A 15526-nucleotide genomic window follows, 5' to 3' on the forward strand; every position below is an offset into this window, starting at 1 on the left:
CCGCTGCGTATTCAGGTTTCCAAGGGATCATACGGTTCGTCGGACGGCTGCGCAGACGCGGAATCTGTCGCCTCCGCTCGGAACTGCTCTAGCCGCTGCATGAGCGCTTCGCATAAGGTCCGGGTCCCCTCGCCGGTTTTGGCGGAGATGGAAAAAACCGGTCCCTGCCACTCAAGACCATCGGTGAGTTCTCTGAGCTTTTGCTCGCGCATCTCGGGCGTCAGCAGATCGATTTTATTCAGCACCAACCAACGTTCGCGGACCGCCAAATCCGGGCTGAACCGCTCCAACTCAGCCGCCAATGTCCGCGCTTCTCCCACTAAATCGGATTCGGCAGGATCAGACGACCCATCCACAATATGGAGAATCAGGCGGGTGCGCTGCAAATGCTTCAGGAAGCGAATACCGAGACCCGCTCCTTCGGCAGCGCCTTCAATCAAACCCGGCACGTCGGCAATCACGAAACTCCGGTGCGTACCCACCGACACGACGCCCAGGTGGGGATGTAAGGTCGTGAATGGATAATCCGCCACTTTCGGACGCGCCCCGGAAACCGCGCGGATAAAACTGGACTTCCCGGCGTTGGGCATGCCCAATAAACCGACGTCGGCGAGGACGTTCAGCTCCAACCGGAGTTCGCGCTGCTCTCCGGGCGTGCCCTTGGTGAACTGCCTCGGTGCCCGATTGGTACTGCTCTTGTAGCGGGTGTTGCCTAAACCATGGAAACCGCCTTTGGCCACCAACAACTTTTGGCCGGGCCCAACCAGATCTCCGAGCATCTCCTCGGTCTCCATGTCGTAGACCAAAGTACCCACAGGAACGGGCACAATGCAGTCGGCGCCGCTTTTGCCGGTGCATTGACGTCCCCGTCCGCTGGCGCCACTTTCCGCCCGGAACTGACGGGAAACACGAAAATCGGCCAGCGTATTGATGTTCGGGTCGGCAAGAAGATAAACGCTACCCCCGTCGCCCCCGTCACCCCCGTCCGGACCGCCGAAGGGAATAAACTTCTCGCGGCGAAAACTGACGCAACCATCGCCGCCCTTACCGGCGAAGACTCGAATACTGGCCTCGTCGACAAATTTCATTTGAGATGCCTATCGCCAAGCAACCATGACGCTATTTTAAATGTCCCCAAACAAAAAAGCCCCGCGTTGGACGCAGGGCTTTCCTTAGACTTCGAAGGCGGTAGCTAGTCGGCAATCACGCTGACAAACTTGCGGTTGTTCGGACCTTTGGTTTCAAACACCACGCGTCCGTCTGATTTCGCGAACAGCGTGTGATCTTTACCACAACCCACATTCACGCCCGCGTGGAAACGCGTACCGCGTTGACGGACGATGATGTTACCCGCCAATACTTCCTGGCCGCCGAAACGCTTGACGCCCAGGCGTTTTGAATGGGAATCGCGACCGTTGCGTGTACTACCGCCGGCTTTCTTGTGTGCCATTGTCAATCACCTCTGAATTTTGGGGCCTTGGCACAACGTATGTAAGAGGTGTGCCTGCGCCGCGTTCACCATCCAGCTATCTGGTTTTAAGCGCCTTCGATACCGGTGATCTCGACTTCTGTATAGTCTTGGCGATGACCGGCGCGTCGCATGTAATGTTTACGACGTCGAAACTTGATGATTTCCACTTTCTTTCCGCGCGCCTGAGCACGCACCTTGGCAGTCACCTTGCCGCCCTCGACATAAGGTTTACCGACCGTGATGCCATCGCCGGCACCGACTAGCAACACCTTGTCGAATTCGACCGTGCCGCCTTCTTCTGCCGGAAGCTTTTCTACTCGCAGTATGTCGCCCTGCTGAACCCGGTATTGTTTGCCACCGGTATGGATAACCGCGTACATTTTGGATTTTCCCTAAAGGCGCGTTCTGAAACCGTACTTTATGGGTACGAACAAAGACCGGCAATTCTATCCGGGTGCTCGGGGCAGGTCAATGCATTTACACGCGATAAACGTCACCGAAAAGCACCTGAAAAAATAAAGCATCACAAATCGCGGTCCGGTCGATTACAATAGCGCGATTTTTTTTGCCGAGATTTCGAGACATTATTTATGGATTTGCGCGAAGTCCTTGCCTCAGTGGCGGACGACCTTGAGCGTGTGGACTCGTTCATGCGGACCTCACTGGAATCACCGGTGACGCTGATTCAGCAACTCAGCCACCACATTATCGACAGCGGCGGCAAAAGGCTCCGGCCCACCGTCGTCCTACTGGCGGCGCGGGCGTGTGGCTACACAGGCGAGGATCATGTGAAGCTGGCGGCCTCGACCGAAATGGTCCACACGGCGACATTATTACACGATGATGTGATCGACGAGTCCCGGATGCGGCGCGGGAAAAAGACTGCCAATGAGATCTGGGGAAACGAGGCCAGTGTGTTGGTGGGCGATTACCTCTACTCGCGCGCAACTCAGCTCATCTCCGGAGTCTCCCGCCTGGACGTGGTCCAAGTGCTGTCCGACGCGGCGAACGATATTGCGCAAGGCGAAATCATTCAGCTCTCGAACAAATACAATGCCGATTTGTCGGAAAAAGACTATTTCGCCACCATCCGCAGCAAGACCTCCCGATTGTTTCAGGCCAGCGCAGAAATCGGCACCCTAATTGCCGAAGCGGCGCCGGAGGTGACCCATCAGGTCTCTCAATACGGCTTGCATCTCGGCAATGCGTTCCAGTTGATCGACGATGCTCTGGACTACAACGGCTCCACGGATGAAATCGGCAAAAATGTCGGTGACGATCTGTCAGACGGCAAAGCCACCATCCCGCTCATTCATGCCATGCGTCACGGGTCGAAAGAGCAAGCCGAACTGATCCGTGGGGCCATCAAAAAGGGAGATGTGTCGCGCCTACAGGAAGTCATTGCGGCAATTGAATCGACCGGGGCAATCGAATACACTTCGCGGCTCGCCCGGGACGAAGTCCATAAAGCGGTTTCACACCTGTCCGTGCTGGAACAATCCAAATACCGCGACGCGATGGAACAACTGGCTTTGTTCACCATCGAAAGGCGATACTGAACAAACCGGGGTGTAGCTCAGCTTGGTAGAGCGCTGCCTTCGGGAGGCAGAGGTCGTAGGTTCGAATCCTGTCACCCCGACCAATAACTAACGGCGCGGAACGTACAACCCGCGCCGTTTTTATTTATCCCGCCGAACCGTCTGCGATTCTTGCCGGCCCTGCTTCATCTGTTTTCGCTCCGGCGGGACCGGATCATATCCCCAGGTTCCCCAAGGGTGGCAACGCAGCAAACGCCGCAACGCCAACCAGCTCCCGATCAACGCCCCGTGCACCTGGATCGCCTCCATTGCATACGCTGAGCATGTGGGCGTATGCCGACAATGGGGACCCAACAGCGGCGAGATCACAACCTGATACCCCCGGATCAGTCCACGCATGAGACGACCGACCGGATCAAGGCGCATGGGAAGCCCCAAGGTGCCGGCGGGTCAGTGCGTGGAGCAGGACACCCCACCGCGCTTTTTCATCCCAGATTTGACAGTCGTGCAAGCTGCGCCACCTTTCGCTAGAATGCGCTTCTTTCTAAACGTTACAATGTATCATCTTCCTTGCGAGGATACGCTTGAACCTCCCCCTCAGCAAATACGTAGCGACCACGCCCAGGAAGACTGTGCCAGGACAACTCTGTCGGATAATCCTCATCTCGACCGCGCTATTTTTGGTGGGTTGCCAGGGAGAGGAAAGCAGCGATCAAATCCAAATATTGGTCAGTGTGTTACCCGAGAAAACCTTCGTGGAGGCCGTTGGGGGCGATCGCGTTCGGGTGATGGTTTTGGTCCCACCGGGCGCCGGGCACGAGGCCATAGAACCCTCACCGAGAGAGGCCATCGAGCTGACCAGGGCCCAAGTCTACTTTCGAATCGGCGCCGAATTTGAGGAAGGCTGGCTGGAACGATTACGGGCAAGCAACCCGAACCTTCGAGTCGTGGATCTCCGTAAAGACATCGCGCTTCGGCGCCTAGTCGAATGGTCCGCATCAGACGCCCACGAACACCACGCGCACGGCATACTGGACCCCCATATCTGGACCGACCCATTGAATGTGGAAATCATCGCCCGCGTCATTCGCGATGAGCTGACCCAACTCGACCCCGATTATGCTGCGGACTATGCGTCTCGCTTTGAGACTTTCGCCCAGTCGATTCGAACATTGCACGAAGACATTCTGCAACAACTCAGCGATTGCGCAGGCTGCTCTTTCTTGGTTTTCCATCCCGCCTGGGGTTATTTCGCCGACCGCTATCATCTCCGGCAAATCCCGATCGAGATCGAAGGCAAAGAACCCAGTGCCCGGGAATTGGCCGCTATCATCGACTTGGCCCGCGCCGAGGGCTTGAAAACCCTGTGGGCCCAACCGCAGTACGCAATCCGTTCGGCGACGGTGGTCGCCGAGGCGATTGGCGCGCGGGTGATTCTCGCCGATCCCCTGTCGGAGAACTACTTCGCCGAAATGCGGCATGTCGCAAACCTCGTCAGTGAGCAACGGACGCCCCCATGACGGTGGTTGTGGAAGCGCAAGGACTCAGCTATCGAATCGGCACGCACAGCGTGCTGGAGGAGATCTCATTCTCCCTGCGCCGCGGTGAACGCATGCTCATCGTCGGGCCCAACGGAGGCGGAAAATCCACGCTTCTGAAGCTGATGGCGGGACAACTGTCGACTCAAACCGGTCGGATCGAAGCCTTGGGCGACAACCCCGCACGCGTGCGCAACCAAATTGGCTGGGTCTCACAATTCGCACCCCAACATTCGTGGTTCCCGCTGTCGGTTCGACAACTGGTCCTGACCGGTTGCCTGCAGGGTGCGATGCCACGCTTACGCTATACCCGGACCGAACGCCATACGGCCGACCGCGCGCTCAACGATATGGGCCTACTCGCTCTTAAGGAGCGTGCGGTTTCAAAACTGTCCGGGGGAGAGATGCAGCGGGCTCTGATCGCCCGCGCATTGGCGACCGAACCCCGTTTGCTGCTGCTCGATGAGCCCACGGCCAATCTCGACCCCACCTCGGAGCAACGCCTGTTTGAGCGACTGGGACGGTTAAGCGAGCGGTTAACGGTCGTGATGGTCTCTCACAATCTTCAGTTAGCGAAAACCTGGGCAAACCGATGCCTCTACGTTAACCGAACCGGCCGTGAGCTCTCACCCGGCGCCGAGCATGAAGCCGCACTCCACTTAATGTTCCCTGAGCCACCGCTCACAGAAACCGGAGCAACCAGGGCCCATGTTTGAATTGGCGCAACAAGCCCTGAGCAACCTGGTAAACCACGCGTTCCTTCAGAACGCCATGATCGGTGGCGTCCTGGCCGGAGTTGCCTGCGGCCTGATTGGCCCGTTCGTGGTGATGCGCCGTATCGGGTATATGGCAGGCGGCATCAGTCACGGCGTTTTGGGCGGCATGGGGGCCGCGTTTTTGCTCGGCGTGGCGCCGCTTTATGGTGCGATCCTAAGCGCGGTGGCGATGGCGCTGCTGATCGGCTGGGTCAACCTACGATGGCGAGCGCATGAAGATACGTTGATCAGCGCGGTGTGGGCAACGGGCATGGCGTTGGGGATTATTTTCATGCATCAATCTCCCGGCTACCGAGTCGATTTGATGAGCTATTTGTTCGGCAACATTCTTTTTGTCGGGCGCTCGGATCTGCTGATGATGGCCGGGGTCGATCTGGTGCTGCTCACAGTGTTGTTGGGCTATCAGAAATACTTGGTCGCGATCAGCTTTGACGAAGCATTCGCACGCCAGCGGAGTATTCCGGTAACGTTTCTTTCTCTCCTACTGTTGGTCTTGGTGGCACTCACCGTGGTCATACTGATTCAGATCGTGGGCCTGATTCTGGTCATCGCGTTGCTTACATTGCCCGCCGCGGCCGCTGGCCGCTACAGCCGCTCAGTGGGTTCGATGATGGTCATCGCCACCGTCTTGACGATCCTATGCGTCCAGGGCGGATTGGTTGTTTCCTATGCCACAGACTGGCCGAGCGGACCGACCATCGTTCTGGCCACGGCCGGCGTGTTCGTGCTGTCGTTGTTGGCCCCCCGTGGGACGGCGATCATCCGGCAGAAACCACATGCCGAAGAAGGGGGAAGCACATGACGGAAGAAACGGTGCTGAGCCAATTCCCCTCGCCCCGGCACAATCACCGCCGCTGCATCGCCGACGCCATGGCGGACGCGGAAAAACACTGCCGAACCCATGGGCTTAGGCTGACACCGATCAGGCGACGGGTGTTGGAGCTCATCTGGCAAGACCATGTCCCCATCAAAGCCTATGATTTGCTCTCCCTGCTGCAGCAAGAAGGGCACAAAGCAGCCCCCCCCACCGTGTACCGCGCCTTGGACTTTCTTATCGACGCCGGCGTCGTACACCGACTGGACACGCTGAACGCATTTGTCGGTTGCGTCGACCCCGCCACCGATCATAGCGGCCAGTTTTTTATCTGCACACAATGCCAGATGGTGGCTGAGATACGCTCGACAAGTATTGGTCAGGCCATTGAGAAAGAAGCCGTCAAGGTGGGCTTTCGAGTACGTAGCCGTCCTATGGAGATCCCTGGGCTCTGCCCCCGCTGCGCAAATCACTAGGCGGGTTTTTCATTAAAGTCCCCTCTCCAGATTCCGACAACTCAACAGGGAGGAAAGGCTGAATGAAACACAAGATCAACGTGGCGCATCTGACGGTCGGAATGTATGTGACCGAGCTGGATCGCCCCTGGACCGAAACGCCTTTTCTGTTCCAGGGTTTCACCATCGAAAGCGACGATGATCTGACCCAGCTTCGGGAGCTGTGTGACCATGTCTACATTCTGGGAGATGCGCCGCAGCTAGCAAAAGAAAAGCCGGCCCAGACAGACCTCGCCAAAGCGAATAGCCCAGAACCCGCCAAGGCCGCTACGGACCCGTCGGCGCAGTTCCTCGACCGTATCCGCGAGACCACCAAATTGCGTGATCGCAGTTGCGCCCTAGTCACCAGCGTACTCAAGTCCGTCGCCTCCGAGAAAAAGCCGGACCTCGCTCAGATCCAGGACATCGTCAGCGAACTGATTCGGGCCAACAATTCGGCGCAAGATGCCTCGCTATGGTTAACGATGATGCGAAACGACCAGCACGATGCAACGGCCGTTCACGGATTCAACACTGCCGTGATCGCCATCGCACTGGCCCGCTTGGCCAAACTGCCGTTGAAAGCCATGAAATCGGTTGGTACGGCGGCACTGCTGCACGACGTGGGCAAGGCCAAGACACCCGCGTCCATCCTCTATAAAGCCGGCCCGCTGAGTCCTCAGGAATTCGAAATTGTCCGCCGTCATGCAGCGGATGGTTATGAAGCTTTGAAATCATCGGAAGAACTACCCGAATCGACCGCAGAGATCATCTTCAGTCACCACGAGCGCCTTGATGGGCGCGGCTACCCACGGGGTCTGTCGGGAACGGCGATCAATCAAGAAGCACGCATCGTGATGACCGCAGAGGTTTACGACGAGTTGACGAATGAGCGGGTCTATCATGAAGCGATGGCACCGCAACAAGCATTGGCACTGATGCGCAAACAAGCCAAGGGACATTTCGGGGAGGACATGCTCCAATACTTTCTCGACTGTCTGGGAAATCATCCCGTGGGCAGCTTGATCCAGTTAGACAATGGCGCCATGGGAGTGGTCATTTCCCACAACAAAAGACGCCCCACCCAGCCCTTGGTGATGCTACTGCGGGACCAGAAGGGCCAGCCACTGAGCGATCGTCCCATTGTCAATTTGGCCCTCACCAACCCCACCGACAAAAACTCGCCTTCCCGGATACTCCGGGCACTGGACGCCAAAAAGGCCGGAATCGACATCGCGGGTGAAGCCAAAGAGATGATCGAAAAATCCCACCACGAATAGCAATTCTCGACCCAAGTCGGCACCCAAAGACCCCCTGGCCAATCACGATTGGGTTCTCGCCTCACAACCAGTAACGCAGCAACCAAGCCGCGGACTCCGCCACACGACTCAACCGACCGCGTTTTTGCCACTGGCCGAGGTCGACTTCCGCGGCTTCGGATTCACACGCCAGCAAGTGCGCCTCCAAGGTATGACAGAAATCCAGGGAACGGGTAAAGAGATTCAACTCCTCGTTCAAGAAAAAGCTGCGAACGTCGAGGTTTGCCGTGCCCACCGAGGCATACGCACCATCGGCAACCACCGCCTTGGTATGGAGCAGGCGAGGACCATACTCAAACACGCGAACCCCGGCCTCCAACAGGCGACCATACTCCGCTCTCGCGGCCCAACGGGCGAGCGGAACGTCGCTGACGGCAGGCAGTAACACGTGCACATCGACACCACGTTCGGCGCAGGTCATCAAACTCCGACGCGTGACTGGATCCGGGACGAAATAGGGCGTCGCAAGATACAAACGCTTCCGCGCGCGACGAAATAGATCCAGATACGCCCATCGCAGCTGCTGACGGCAACCGGGAGAGGACGTAGGCACCAGCGCGCTGGGCCGTAAACCGTCGTTGGAAGGCGGCGGAGAAGCGGTGTGCCGTGGCCACCAAACCGCTTCGATGATGCTCCGAGCCCACCGTGCCAGGTACCCCTCGAACCGAACGTGCGCGTCCAACCAGCGCTCATCATCGTAATATGTCCGGGAGCTCTCTTGATGGATATTGAATCCGCCGAGATAAGCCACGTCCGAGTCCACGACCAGCAACTTTCGGTGATCGCGTCGATTGAAACGAAACGGGTCCCGCCATTGCCAACGGTGAAAATATCTCAACTCGATGCTGTGCTGACTCAGATACGCACGCAACTTCCGGGACCATACCGGCGGCGTGCCCACCGCATCGAGCTGAACGCGCACGGTGACCCCGGCTTTGACCCGCTCCGCCAAAGCTTCGGCGAAGCGCCAACCCACGGGATCGTCGCCGAAGATATAACAGACCAAAGAGATATCAGAACGCGCCTTGCCGATATCGATCAACATGGCGTTATAGAGTCGGTCGCCCTCAGTAAACAGCTGCAGCGGATCGGCCCCGATGCCGAGATCGGGCAGACATGCTCGATCGTGGTCACTTGCGTATCTCGCCACACCACCCCCATCCACCTGTCGACGCCACCGAACCGTTCATCAAACCGGCCAGCTTCCAACACCGAACTCTACCCGATTAACGCGACGAGGCGCCCCTTTTGCGGTGACAGCTCGAACGTCGCGCACGGGGAGGATTAATCGGGGCGAAGGCGACGACGTTCCGCACGCCCTCCGCCTGCGTGTCGAACGACTGACTTGACGTGGGGGAAGGGGGCGAATCGTTTCTCGAACCATAGCAAAAACAAAAGGGCCACCTGACGGTGGCCCTTTTGACAATTGGCGCGCCCGGAAGGATTCGAACCTCCGACCGCCTGGTTCGTAGCCAGGTACTCTATCCAGCTGAGCTACGGGCGCGTGAAAGCCGGCAGATTATCGAGAGAACACCCTTAGGTGTCAAGTTAGCGAAAAATCGCGTCCGAAAGACCCGATGGAGAACACTGCAACAGTTCCCATCGGCAAACGGCCAGATTGAACAACCCAACGATGGCCGGATAATTTGGCGGAGAGAGAGGGATTCGAACCCTCGATGGGCTTTTAACCCATACTCCCTTAGCAGGGGAGCGCCTTCAGCCGCTCGGCCATCTCTCCGTATGCTGTCTAACCGACCAAACGCCCATCGCGTGGCCAGTTGAGAAGTCACGTCACCATGAAGAACCGAACATGCCCATCTACGCGCAGCCTGTTGGCATCGTCTCGACAGCCATTCGCGTCAGAGACGCCATTGTTCGGGTCCATTTGTGGGCGACACCGTACCGGACAGTCCAACACCGCCCCTAAAGGGACGCCTAGGATACTGGCGTGACGACGCCACGTCTAGAACCCGTGACTATTGGCTTGGCCTTCCTGCTCTTCTTGCTCTCGTTTGATGCGCTCGTATATCTCTTCGCGATGAACCGCGACATGTTTCGGTGCGTTAATACCAATTCGAACTTGGTTACCCTTGACACCGAGGACCGTTACAGTCACGTCGTCGCCCACCATGACGGTCTCACCTACTCGCCTTGTTAGTATCAGCATCGTGCAACTCCTTGCGACCTGTGCCGTGCCCCCGCGACAATCGCAGCTAACGCGTAAAAAAAACGATTGAATCCACCATTATCTTTCTATGCCAAATTTAGGTAATTTATTGGCAATCAAATAACTCTCCAAACTCTGGGAAACGCCACAACCGGTTAAGTTCCCCCTAACCCATCAACCTCCCCATATATTACCTTACGGCTCCGAGGCAAGGTTGCCCTGTGGTCCGTTTTCTAGCCCGAATGCTTCATGCAGCGTCCGGACAGCCAGCTCTAAGTATTTTTCGTGCAATACCACCGAAATCTTTATCTCGGACGTCGAAATCATTCGAATATTGATACCCTCGGCGGCCAAGGCATTGAACATCCGCGAAGCGACGCCGGCATGAGAACGCATCCCCACACCCACCACTGAAACCTTGACGATGCGGTCATCGCCCGAGACTTCTTTAGCGCCCAAATCGGCACGGTGCGCGTTAAGTATTTCCTGGGCTTTGGCATAGTCGTTGCGATTAACGGTAAAGGTCATGTCTGTCGTGCCATCGGTGGCAACGTTCTGCACGATCATGTCCACTTCGATGTTCGCATCGGCAATGGGCCCAAGAACCCGGTAAGCCACGCCCGGTTGATCGGAGATCCCCTTGACGGTAACTTGCGCCTCATCACGATTGTAGGCGATGCCTGAAATAATCGCTTCTTCCACGTCATTTGCCTCATAAGTAACCAGGGTGCCCGGTCCTTCTTCAAAACTGGACAACACGCGCAAAGGCACGTTGTACTTGCCCGCAAACTCCACCGACCGAATCTGCAGTACTTTGGTGCCCAGGCTGGCCAACTCCAGCATTTCTTCAAAGGTAATGCGATCGAGCCGATGGGCATTTGGAACAATACGCGGATCGGCCGTATACACGCCGTCGACGTCGGTGTAGATCTGGCATTCATCTGCCTTGAGCCCTGCAGCCAACGCCACGGCCGTCGTATCCGACCCGCCTCGACCGAGTGTGGTGATGTTGCCGTGTTGGTCTACCCCTTGAAAGCCCGCAACCACCACCACGCCACCGCGCTTAAGATCAGCATGAATGTGCTTATCATCGATGGCACGAATGCGAGCCTTGCCGTGTGCGTCGTCTGTCAGAATCCGGACTTGACCACCGGTATACGAACGGGCCGCTTGCCCGAGTTTTTGGAGCACCATACTCAGTAAGGCGATGGTGACCTGTTCACCCGTCGAGAGCAGCACATCGAGTTCTCGCGCTGAAGGCCGAGGATGGATTTCATGAGCGAGGGCCAAAAGTCGATTTGTCTCACCGCTCATGGCCGAGACCACCACCACGACCTCGTGCCCCGCATTTCGCGTGGCGATGACCTTCCGCGCAACGCTTTCGATGCGTTCCACGCTACCCACCGAAGTACCACCAAACTTTTGAACGATAAGCGCCATAGAGCCAACCGAAACTTTAAACACAAAAACACGACGTGGGTTCTGAACCCAGCCCGACGACGTACCAAGACCTTGGAGTGACCCGCGAGCGGCGCCATCACCTGACCGCGATGGTATCGCAACGACTCAGCCCAACCCGTCCATCGACAAAACCGATGAAACAGAAAGGCTTACCTGGACCCATGATCGCCACGGATGAAAGAGAGATGCGTTCCTTTGCAGCAGTGGGGACAGGTTCAGCCTGGTGAGAAACTGCGGCCGCGTTATTCTAGCCTGTTGGAGCCGCGCCGGTCATCCATGGGCGACCGCGCCACTGCCGTATATCGATCCGCCATAAAATAACTCACTGCCCGGACTCAAGTCTTATTCACGTCGGGCCGTCTCATCTCACGCGTCCACCCAGATTTGGTCGTCTTCGATCTTGGCCTGGTAGGTCTTCAAGCGCCGCTCCCCACGAAGCGGATTGAGAAGTCGAATCGCATTAGGCCAGTTCGCCCACTCTTTCACTTCGCCCGTGCGCACATCAAACCGTGCCCGGTGTAAAGGGCAAATCACACAGCCATCTTCCAGTCGACCGCGATCCAATGGCGCCCAGGTGTGGGGACACAACCGTTGAGTTGCGTAAACGCCGTCTTCAAAACGATAAATCACCACGGATGCGCTGCCGATGTCCACTTTCTTCATCCCGCCCATCGGGACATCATCCAACTGACAAACGGGTACAAACATTGTTTGGATTCTCCTCAGATCCCCGAAAGTACCGGCCGGGGCGCCCGTTTTATTCTGCGCCGACGCTGTTTCGACACTCAGCCAACGCGAGAATGATGAGATGCAGCGTCATGCCACGGCGTATCGAGGCACATCATGCGCGCGCCTTAAACCGCTGCAGGTCGTCGAATACCGGCAAATCAGGGCACAGCCAAACTTGACAACGCCCCGATGCTCAACGAGATTTACAATCATAAGTCACTGCACCAAATGCCGGTGCAGCAATCCTCGCATGAGCATTGCCAAACAACGATATAACAAGAATTCATAACAAAAACACCCGTGTCGCCGGAGGAGGCCACTCCCGCCATGATCATCATTGGCTCGATCTGGAAGTATCTTCGATTCGTTATTGTTCCCTACGCTTTGCTCTTGTCGGTCCCACTTTTCATCTGGGGTGGCTCCGCTCTGGGCTGGTTTACCGTCAGCGTCTTCCTGGTCATGGTGCTGGCCGACCTGTTTTTGGGAGAAGACACCAAAGAGTACGCGGGGCAGTACCGCTATCTGGGTCTTTTCGTGTGGCTGGAAAGCTCGGCCATTGTATGTTTCGCATCCGTTATTTTGGCGTTTGCCTGGAGCCTGGGCATTCGTCAAGGAGTGGACTTGTTCGGCGTGGCGGCGCTCACCCATGCCTTCACCGGTTTTGATGCCGCAACCACTCACCAGAACAATCCATGGAGTTACTATGCCGCAGGCTTTTTTCTGGCTGGATTCTCCGGGGGTCTTGTCGGCTCTGTGGTCGGTCACAACATGACCCATCGCACGTTCAATCCCGTTTCGGTCTGGATCGGGCGAATCGGCCAGGCCTTCAGCATGTTTACCTACTTCTCCATTCGCCATCCTTTCGGGCATCACAATCTCGTGGGCACGCCCAAAGATCCTTCATGGGCGCGGCGCGGGGAAAACTACTTCACTTTCCGCATGCGTTCCGTTTGGGGTCAGTACAAAATGACCTGGCAGCTTGAAAAAACGCGGCTCCATCGAATGGGATACTCCGTTTGGAGCTGGCGCAACCAAGCCATTCATGGCTGGCTGATGGAAGCGACGGTTGCCAGTGTCTTTATCTACGCGGCCGGGTGGCTGGGTTTGTTCGCGTATCTCGCCATCGGCTTTGTCTCCCATTCTGTTTTGGAACTGGTGAATTACGTGGAGCACTATGGACTGGTCCGCGTTCCCACCGAGCCGTTTCAATATCGCCACGCCTGGAATGACAACCACCGCATGACCCTTTGGGTCGGCATGGCGATCACGCGGCACTCCCATCATCACTTCGACGCCCAAGTAGAAGAATATGAGCTCAAGCCCCTGGTAAATGAAGCGCCCACCACCCCGTGGGGTTATTTCCCGAGCTTCTTCGCCGCTTTGGTGCCCCCCATATGGCATCGCGTCATTGTGCCGAAACTGCTCGACTGGGATCAGCGTTTCGCAACGAGTGAAGAACGTGCATTAGCCGCTCGGGAAAACATTCGAAGCGGTATACCCGCGTTGGTCCAGGCCGGCCAGGATTACCTCAACCAACGGACCGGGTCTGATCACACGGCAGGACAACCGGCCTAACCTCCCCGCCTGAACCGATGACGTCAAGATCGGAGGCGCGACTCGGTTACACAAACCCTAACCGCGTCCAACTCTATCTGATTGATTAACAAACTTTGACAGCCAGATAAACCACTGCTAGTCGTTAATGAAGTCTATATACTTCGGTTCAAACAGACTGTTCCCAAAACGAAGATTGAACCGACTTGCCGAAAAAAGACAACACGGCGTAAGAGCCAATCAGGTTACGACCCCTGTGCGAGGAGATCCCCTAATGCAAGCCATCAGTTCAATGTGGAAATACGGAAAATACTTTGTCGCGGCCTGGGCCATGCTTCTGGCATTGCCGTTGTTTATCCTCGGCGGTAGCGCGTTGACGGTTTATGCCGTGGCCCTCATTGCGCTGGTGCTGGTCGGGGATTTGTTTTTTGGCGAAGACTATAAGGAATACGAGGGCACCTATCGATTTCCCGGGCTGTTTTTCTGGCTGGAAACGGCCAGCCAAGCCATTATGATCGCCACCACCGTTTTGTATGCATGGCTGCTTGGGCTGCCGGAACTGGATCTACTTGGAATTGCGGCCGCTACGCAGCAGCTGACCGGCTGGGATGTCATGGCGGCCCAGGCACACAACCCCTGGCATTTCTACGTCGCCGCCTTCTTTATCACGGCTGCCGGAGGTGCCTTGGTCAATGTCGCCATTGCCCATAACCTGATTCACCGCACTTACGACCTGAAATCTGTCTGGGTGGGACGGGCAGGCGAGGCGTTCGGCCTGTTCACCTATTTTTCCATCCGCCACCCCTACGGCCATCACAACCTGGTCGGCACCCGCGAAGACCCCGCATGGGCCCGCCGGGGCGAAAACTTCTACCATTTCGTGGTCCGTTCCATCGTCGGCCAGTACAAAATGACCTGGGACCTGGAGGCCGAACGGCTGCGAAAAATCGGCAAACCGGTATGGAGTTGGCACAATGCCGCGCTGCAAGGATGGGCGCTGGAGGTGCTGGTCGTCGCTCTGTTCGTGTGGGTCGCCGGTTGGGTCGGCCTGTTGAACATTCTCGGCATCGGTCTAGTCACCCATGTCATGCTGGAGTTTGCGAATTACATGGAACACTACGGCTTGGTGCGGGTCCCCTCGGAGCCATTTCAAATACGCCACGCCTGGAACGACAACCACCGCATGTCCCTTTGGGTGGTCGCCGGCGTACCACGTCATGCGCACCATCACGCTGACGCCCAGGTAGAACACTACGAACTCAAACCCTACCCGGAGGCTCCGCGGACCATCGCCGGGTACGTCGGTACGGCACTGATATCCCTGGTACCGCCGCTGTGGCACAAGTTGATGACGCCGCGCTTGCTGGAATGGGACGAGAAGTATGCGACGCCGGAAGAAAGACTGATCGCCGCCGAAGAAAACCGCCTCAGCGGTATTCCAGAACTGGTCGCGGCCGCAGCCGCTTATCAACCAAGTCCCGCGCGCGAATCGCATCGGCCTACAATTTCGCAACCAGCCTAACAAAACATCCTCGCGCGGCCGGTACCCGCTACCCCGGCCGCGCCCTTGAGGGTTTTCCGCCGACCAACTTGACCAACCGTTCAATTCGACCAATAGTGTAGTTGTCCCGCGGACGTGGAGACGCTATGGTTTGCATCGAACCC

At 57.1% G+C, this 15526-nt stretch carries 16 protein-coding genes and 3 tRNA genes; 9 read left to right on the forward strand and 10 right to left on the reverse strand.

Annotated elements, in window-relative coordinates:
- Window positions 1-11: 11 nt before the first annotated feature.
- The 3 genes from obgE to rplU form a co-directional block, all read right to left on the reverse strand.
- Entirely contained in the window at window positions 12-1088 is a 1077-nt protein-coding gene (gene obgE / locus SVU69_08905) for a GTPase ObgE (GenBank protein MDY6943120.1), read from the reverse strand.
- Between the two features lie 104 nt (window positions 1089-1192).
- Window positions 1193-1450 carry a 50S ribosomal protein L27 gene (rpmA, locus tag SVU69_08910; GenBank protein ID MDY6943121.1) on the reverse strand — a complete coding sequence of 86 codons (258 nt, stop codon included), beginning with the start codon at window positions 1448-1450 and terminating at the stop codon, window positions 1193-1195.
- Between the two features lie 86 nt (window positions 1451-1536).
- Window positions 1537-1851: a 50S ribosomal protein L21 gene (rplU, locus tag SVU69_08915; protein MDY6943122.1), complete on the reverse strand. Its 315-nt coding sequence runs from the start codon at window positions 1849-1851 to the stop codon at window positions 1537-1539.
- A gap of 210 nt (window positions 1852-2061) precedes the next feature.
- Here rplU and SVU69_08920 point away from each other — a divergent pair, with 210 nt between their 5' ends.
- Window positions 2062-3030, forward strand: a complete 969-nt coding sequence (locus tag SVU69_08920) for a polyprenyl synthetase family protein (protein MDY6943123.1) — start codon at window positions 2062-2064, stop codon at window positions 3028-3030.
- Between the two features lie 6 nt (window positions 3031-3036).
- Window positions 3037-3113 (forward strand) — tRNA-Pro (locus SVU69_08925).
- Window positions 3114-3150: 37 nt separating this feature from the next.
- Here SVU69_08925 and yidD read toward each other — a convergent pair.
- Entirely contained in the window at window positions 3151-3435 is a 285-nt protein-coding gene (yidD, locus tag SVU69_08930; GenBank protein MDY6943124.1) for a membrane protein insertion efficiency factor YidD, read from the reverse strand.
- A gap of 206 nt (window positions 3436-3641) precedes the next feature.
- On the opposite strand from yidD, the gene SVU69_08935 reads away from it, so the two are divergent.
- The 5 genes from SVU69_08935 (at window position 3642) to SVU69_08955 (ending at window position 7911) form a co-directional block, all read left to right on the forward strand.
- The gene (locus SVU69_08935; protein MDY6943125.1) at window positions 3642-4529 is read left to right on the forward strand and encodes a zinc ABC transporter substrate-binding protein; all 888 of its coding nucleotides are present in this window, start codon (window positions 3642-3644) and stop codon (window positions 4527-4529) included.
- A complete protein-coding gene (locus SVU69_08940; GenBank protein ID MDY6943126.1) occupies window positions 4526-5263 on the forward strand; it encodes an ATP-binding cassette domain-containing protein in 738 nt (245 codons plus the stop codon). The genes SVU69_08935 and SVU69_08940 overlap by 4 nt, the downstream gene beginning before the upstream one ends.
- Window positions 5256-6125: a metal ABC transporter permease gene (locus SVU69_08945; protein MDY6943127.1), complete on the forward strand. Its 870-nt coding sequence runs from the start codon at window positions 5256-5258 to the stop codon at window positions 6123-6125. Before SVU69_08940 ends, SVU69_08945 begins: the two co-directional genes overlap by 8 nt.
- Window positions 6122-6613 (forward strand): Fur family transcriptional regulator, encoded by a 492-nt coding sequence (locus tag SVU69_08950; GenBank protein MDY6943128.1) that lies wholly within the window; start codon window positions 6122-6124, stop codon window positions 6611-6613. Before SVU69_08945 ends, SVU69_08950 begins: the two co-directional genes overlap by 4 nt.
- A gap of 62 nt (window positions 6614-6675) precedes the next feature.
- Window positions 6676-7911 (forward strand): HD-GYP domain-containing protein, encoded by a 1236-nt coding sequence (locus tag SVU69_08955; protein ID MDY6943129.1) that lies wholly within the window; start codon window positions 6676-6678, stop codon window positions 7909-7911.
- 61 nt (window positions 7912-7972) lie between these two features.
- On the opposite strand, the gene SVU69_08960 is transcribed toward SVU69_08955, so the two are convergent.
- The 6 genes from SVU69_08960 to SVU69_08985 all read right to left on the reverse strand — a co-directional run bounded on the left by SVU69_08960 (window position 7973) and on the right by SVU69_08985 (window position 12286).
- Window positions 7973-9100: a phospholipase D-like domain-containing protein gene (locus tag SVU69_08960; protein MDY6943130.1), complete on the reverse strand. Its 1128-nt coding sequence runs from the start codon at window positions 9098-9100 to the stop codon at window positions 7973-7975.
- A gap of 277 nt (window positions 9101-9377) precedes the next feature.
- Window positions 9378-9454, reverse strand: a tRNA-Arg gene (locus tag SVU69_08965).
- 143 nt (window positions 9455-9597) lie between these two features.
- Window positions 9598-9688 (reverse strand) — tRNA-Ser (locus SVU69_08970).
- A 225-nt stretch (window positions 9689-9913) separates the two neighbouring features.
- Window positions 9914-10117, reverse strand: coding sequence for a carbon storage regulator CsrA (gene csrA / locus SVU69_08975; GenBank protein MDY6943131.1), 204 nt, complete (start codon window positions 10115-10117; stop codon window positions 9914-9916).
- A 195-nt stretch (window positions 10118-10312) separates the two neighbouring features.
- Window positions 10313-11557 carry an aspartate kinase gene (locus SVU69_08980; protein ID MDY6943132.1) on the reverse strand — a complete coding sequence of 415 codons (1245 nt, stop codon included), beginning with the start codon at window positions 11555-11557 and terminating at the stop codon, window positions 10313-10315.
- A 387-nt stretch (window positions 11558-11944) separates the two neighbouring features.
- Window positions 11945-12286 (reverse strand): non-heme iron oxygenase ferredoxin subunit, encoded by a 342-nt coding sequence (locus tag SVU69_08985; protein ID MDY6943133.1) that lies wholly within the window; start codon window positions 12284-12286, stop codon window positions 11945-11947.
- 348 nt (window positions 12287-12634) lie between these two features.
- Here SVU69_08985 and SVU69_08990 point away from each other — a divergent pair, with 348 nt between their 5' ends.
- On the forward strand, window positions 12635-13882 hold the full coding sequence (locus tag SVU69_08990) for a fatty acid desaturase (GenBank protein ID MDY6943134.1): 1248 nt from the start codon (window positions 12635-12637) through the stop codon (window positions 13880-13882).
- Between the two features lie 253 nt (window positions 13883-14135).
- Entirely contained in the window at window positions 14136-15383 is a 1248-nt protein-coding gene (locus SVU69_08995; GenBank protein MDY6943135.1) for an alkane 1-monooxygenase, read from the forward strand.
- Window positions 15384-15526 lie beyond the last annotated feature (143 nt).

The organism is Pseudomonadota bacterium (genome assembly GCA_034189865.1).
GTDB lineage: Bacteria > Pseudomonadota > Gammaproteobacteria > UBA5335 > UBA5335 > JAXHTV01.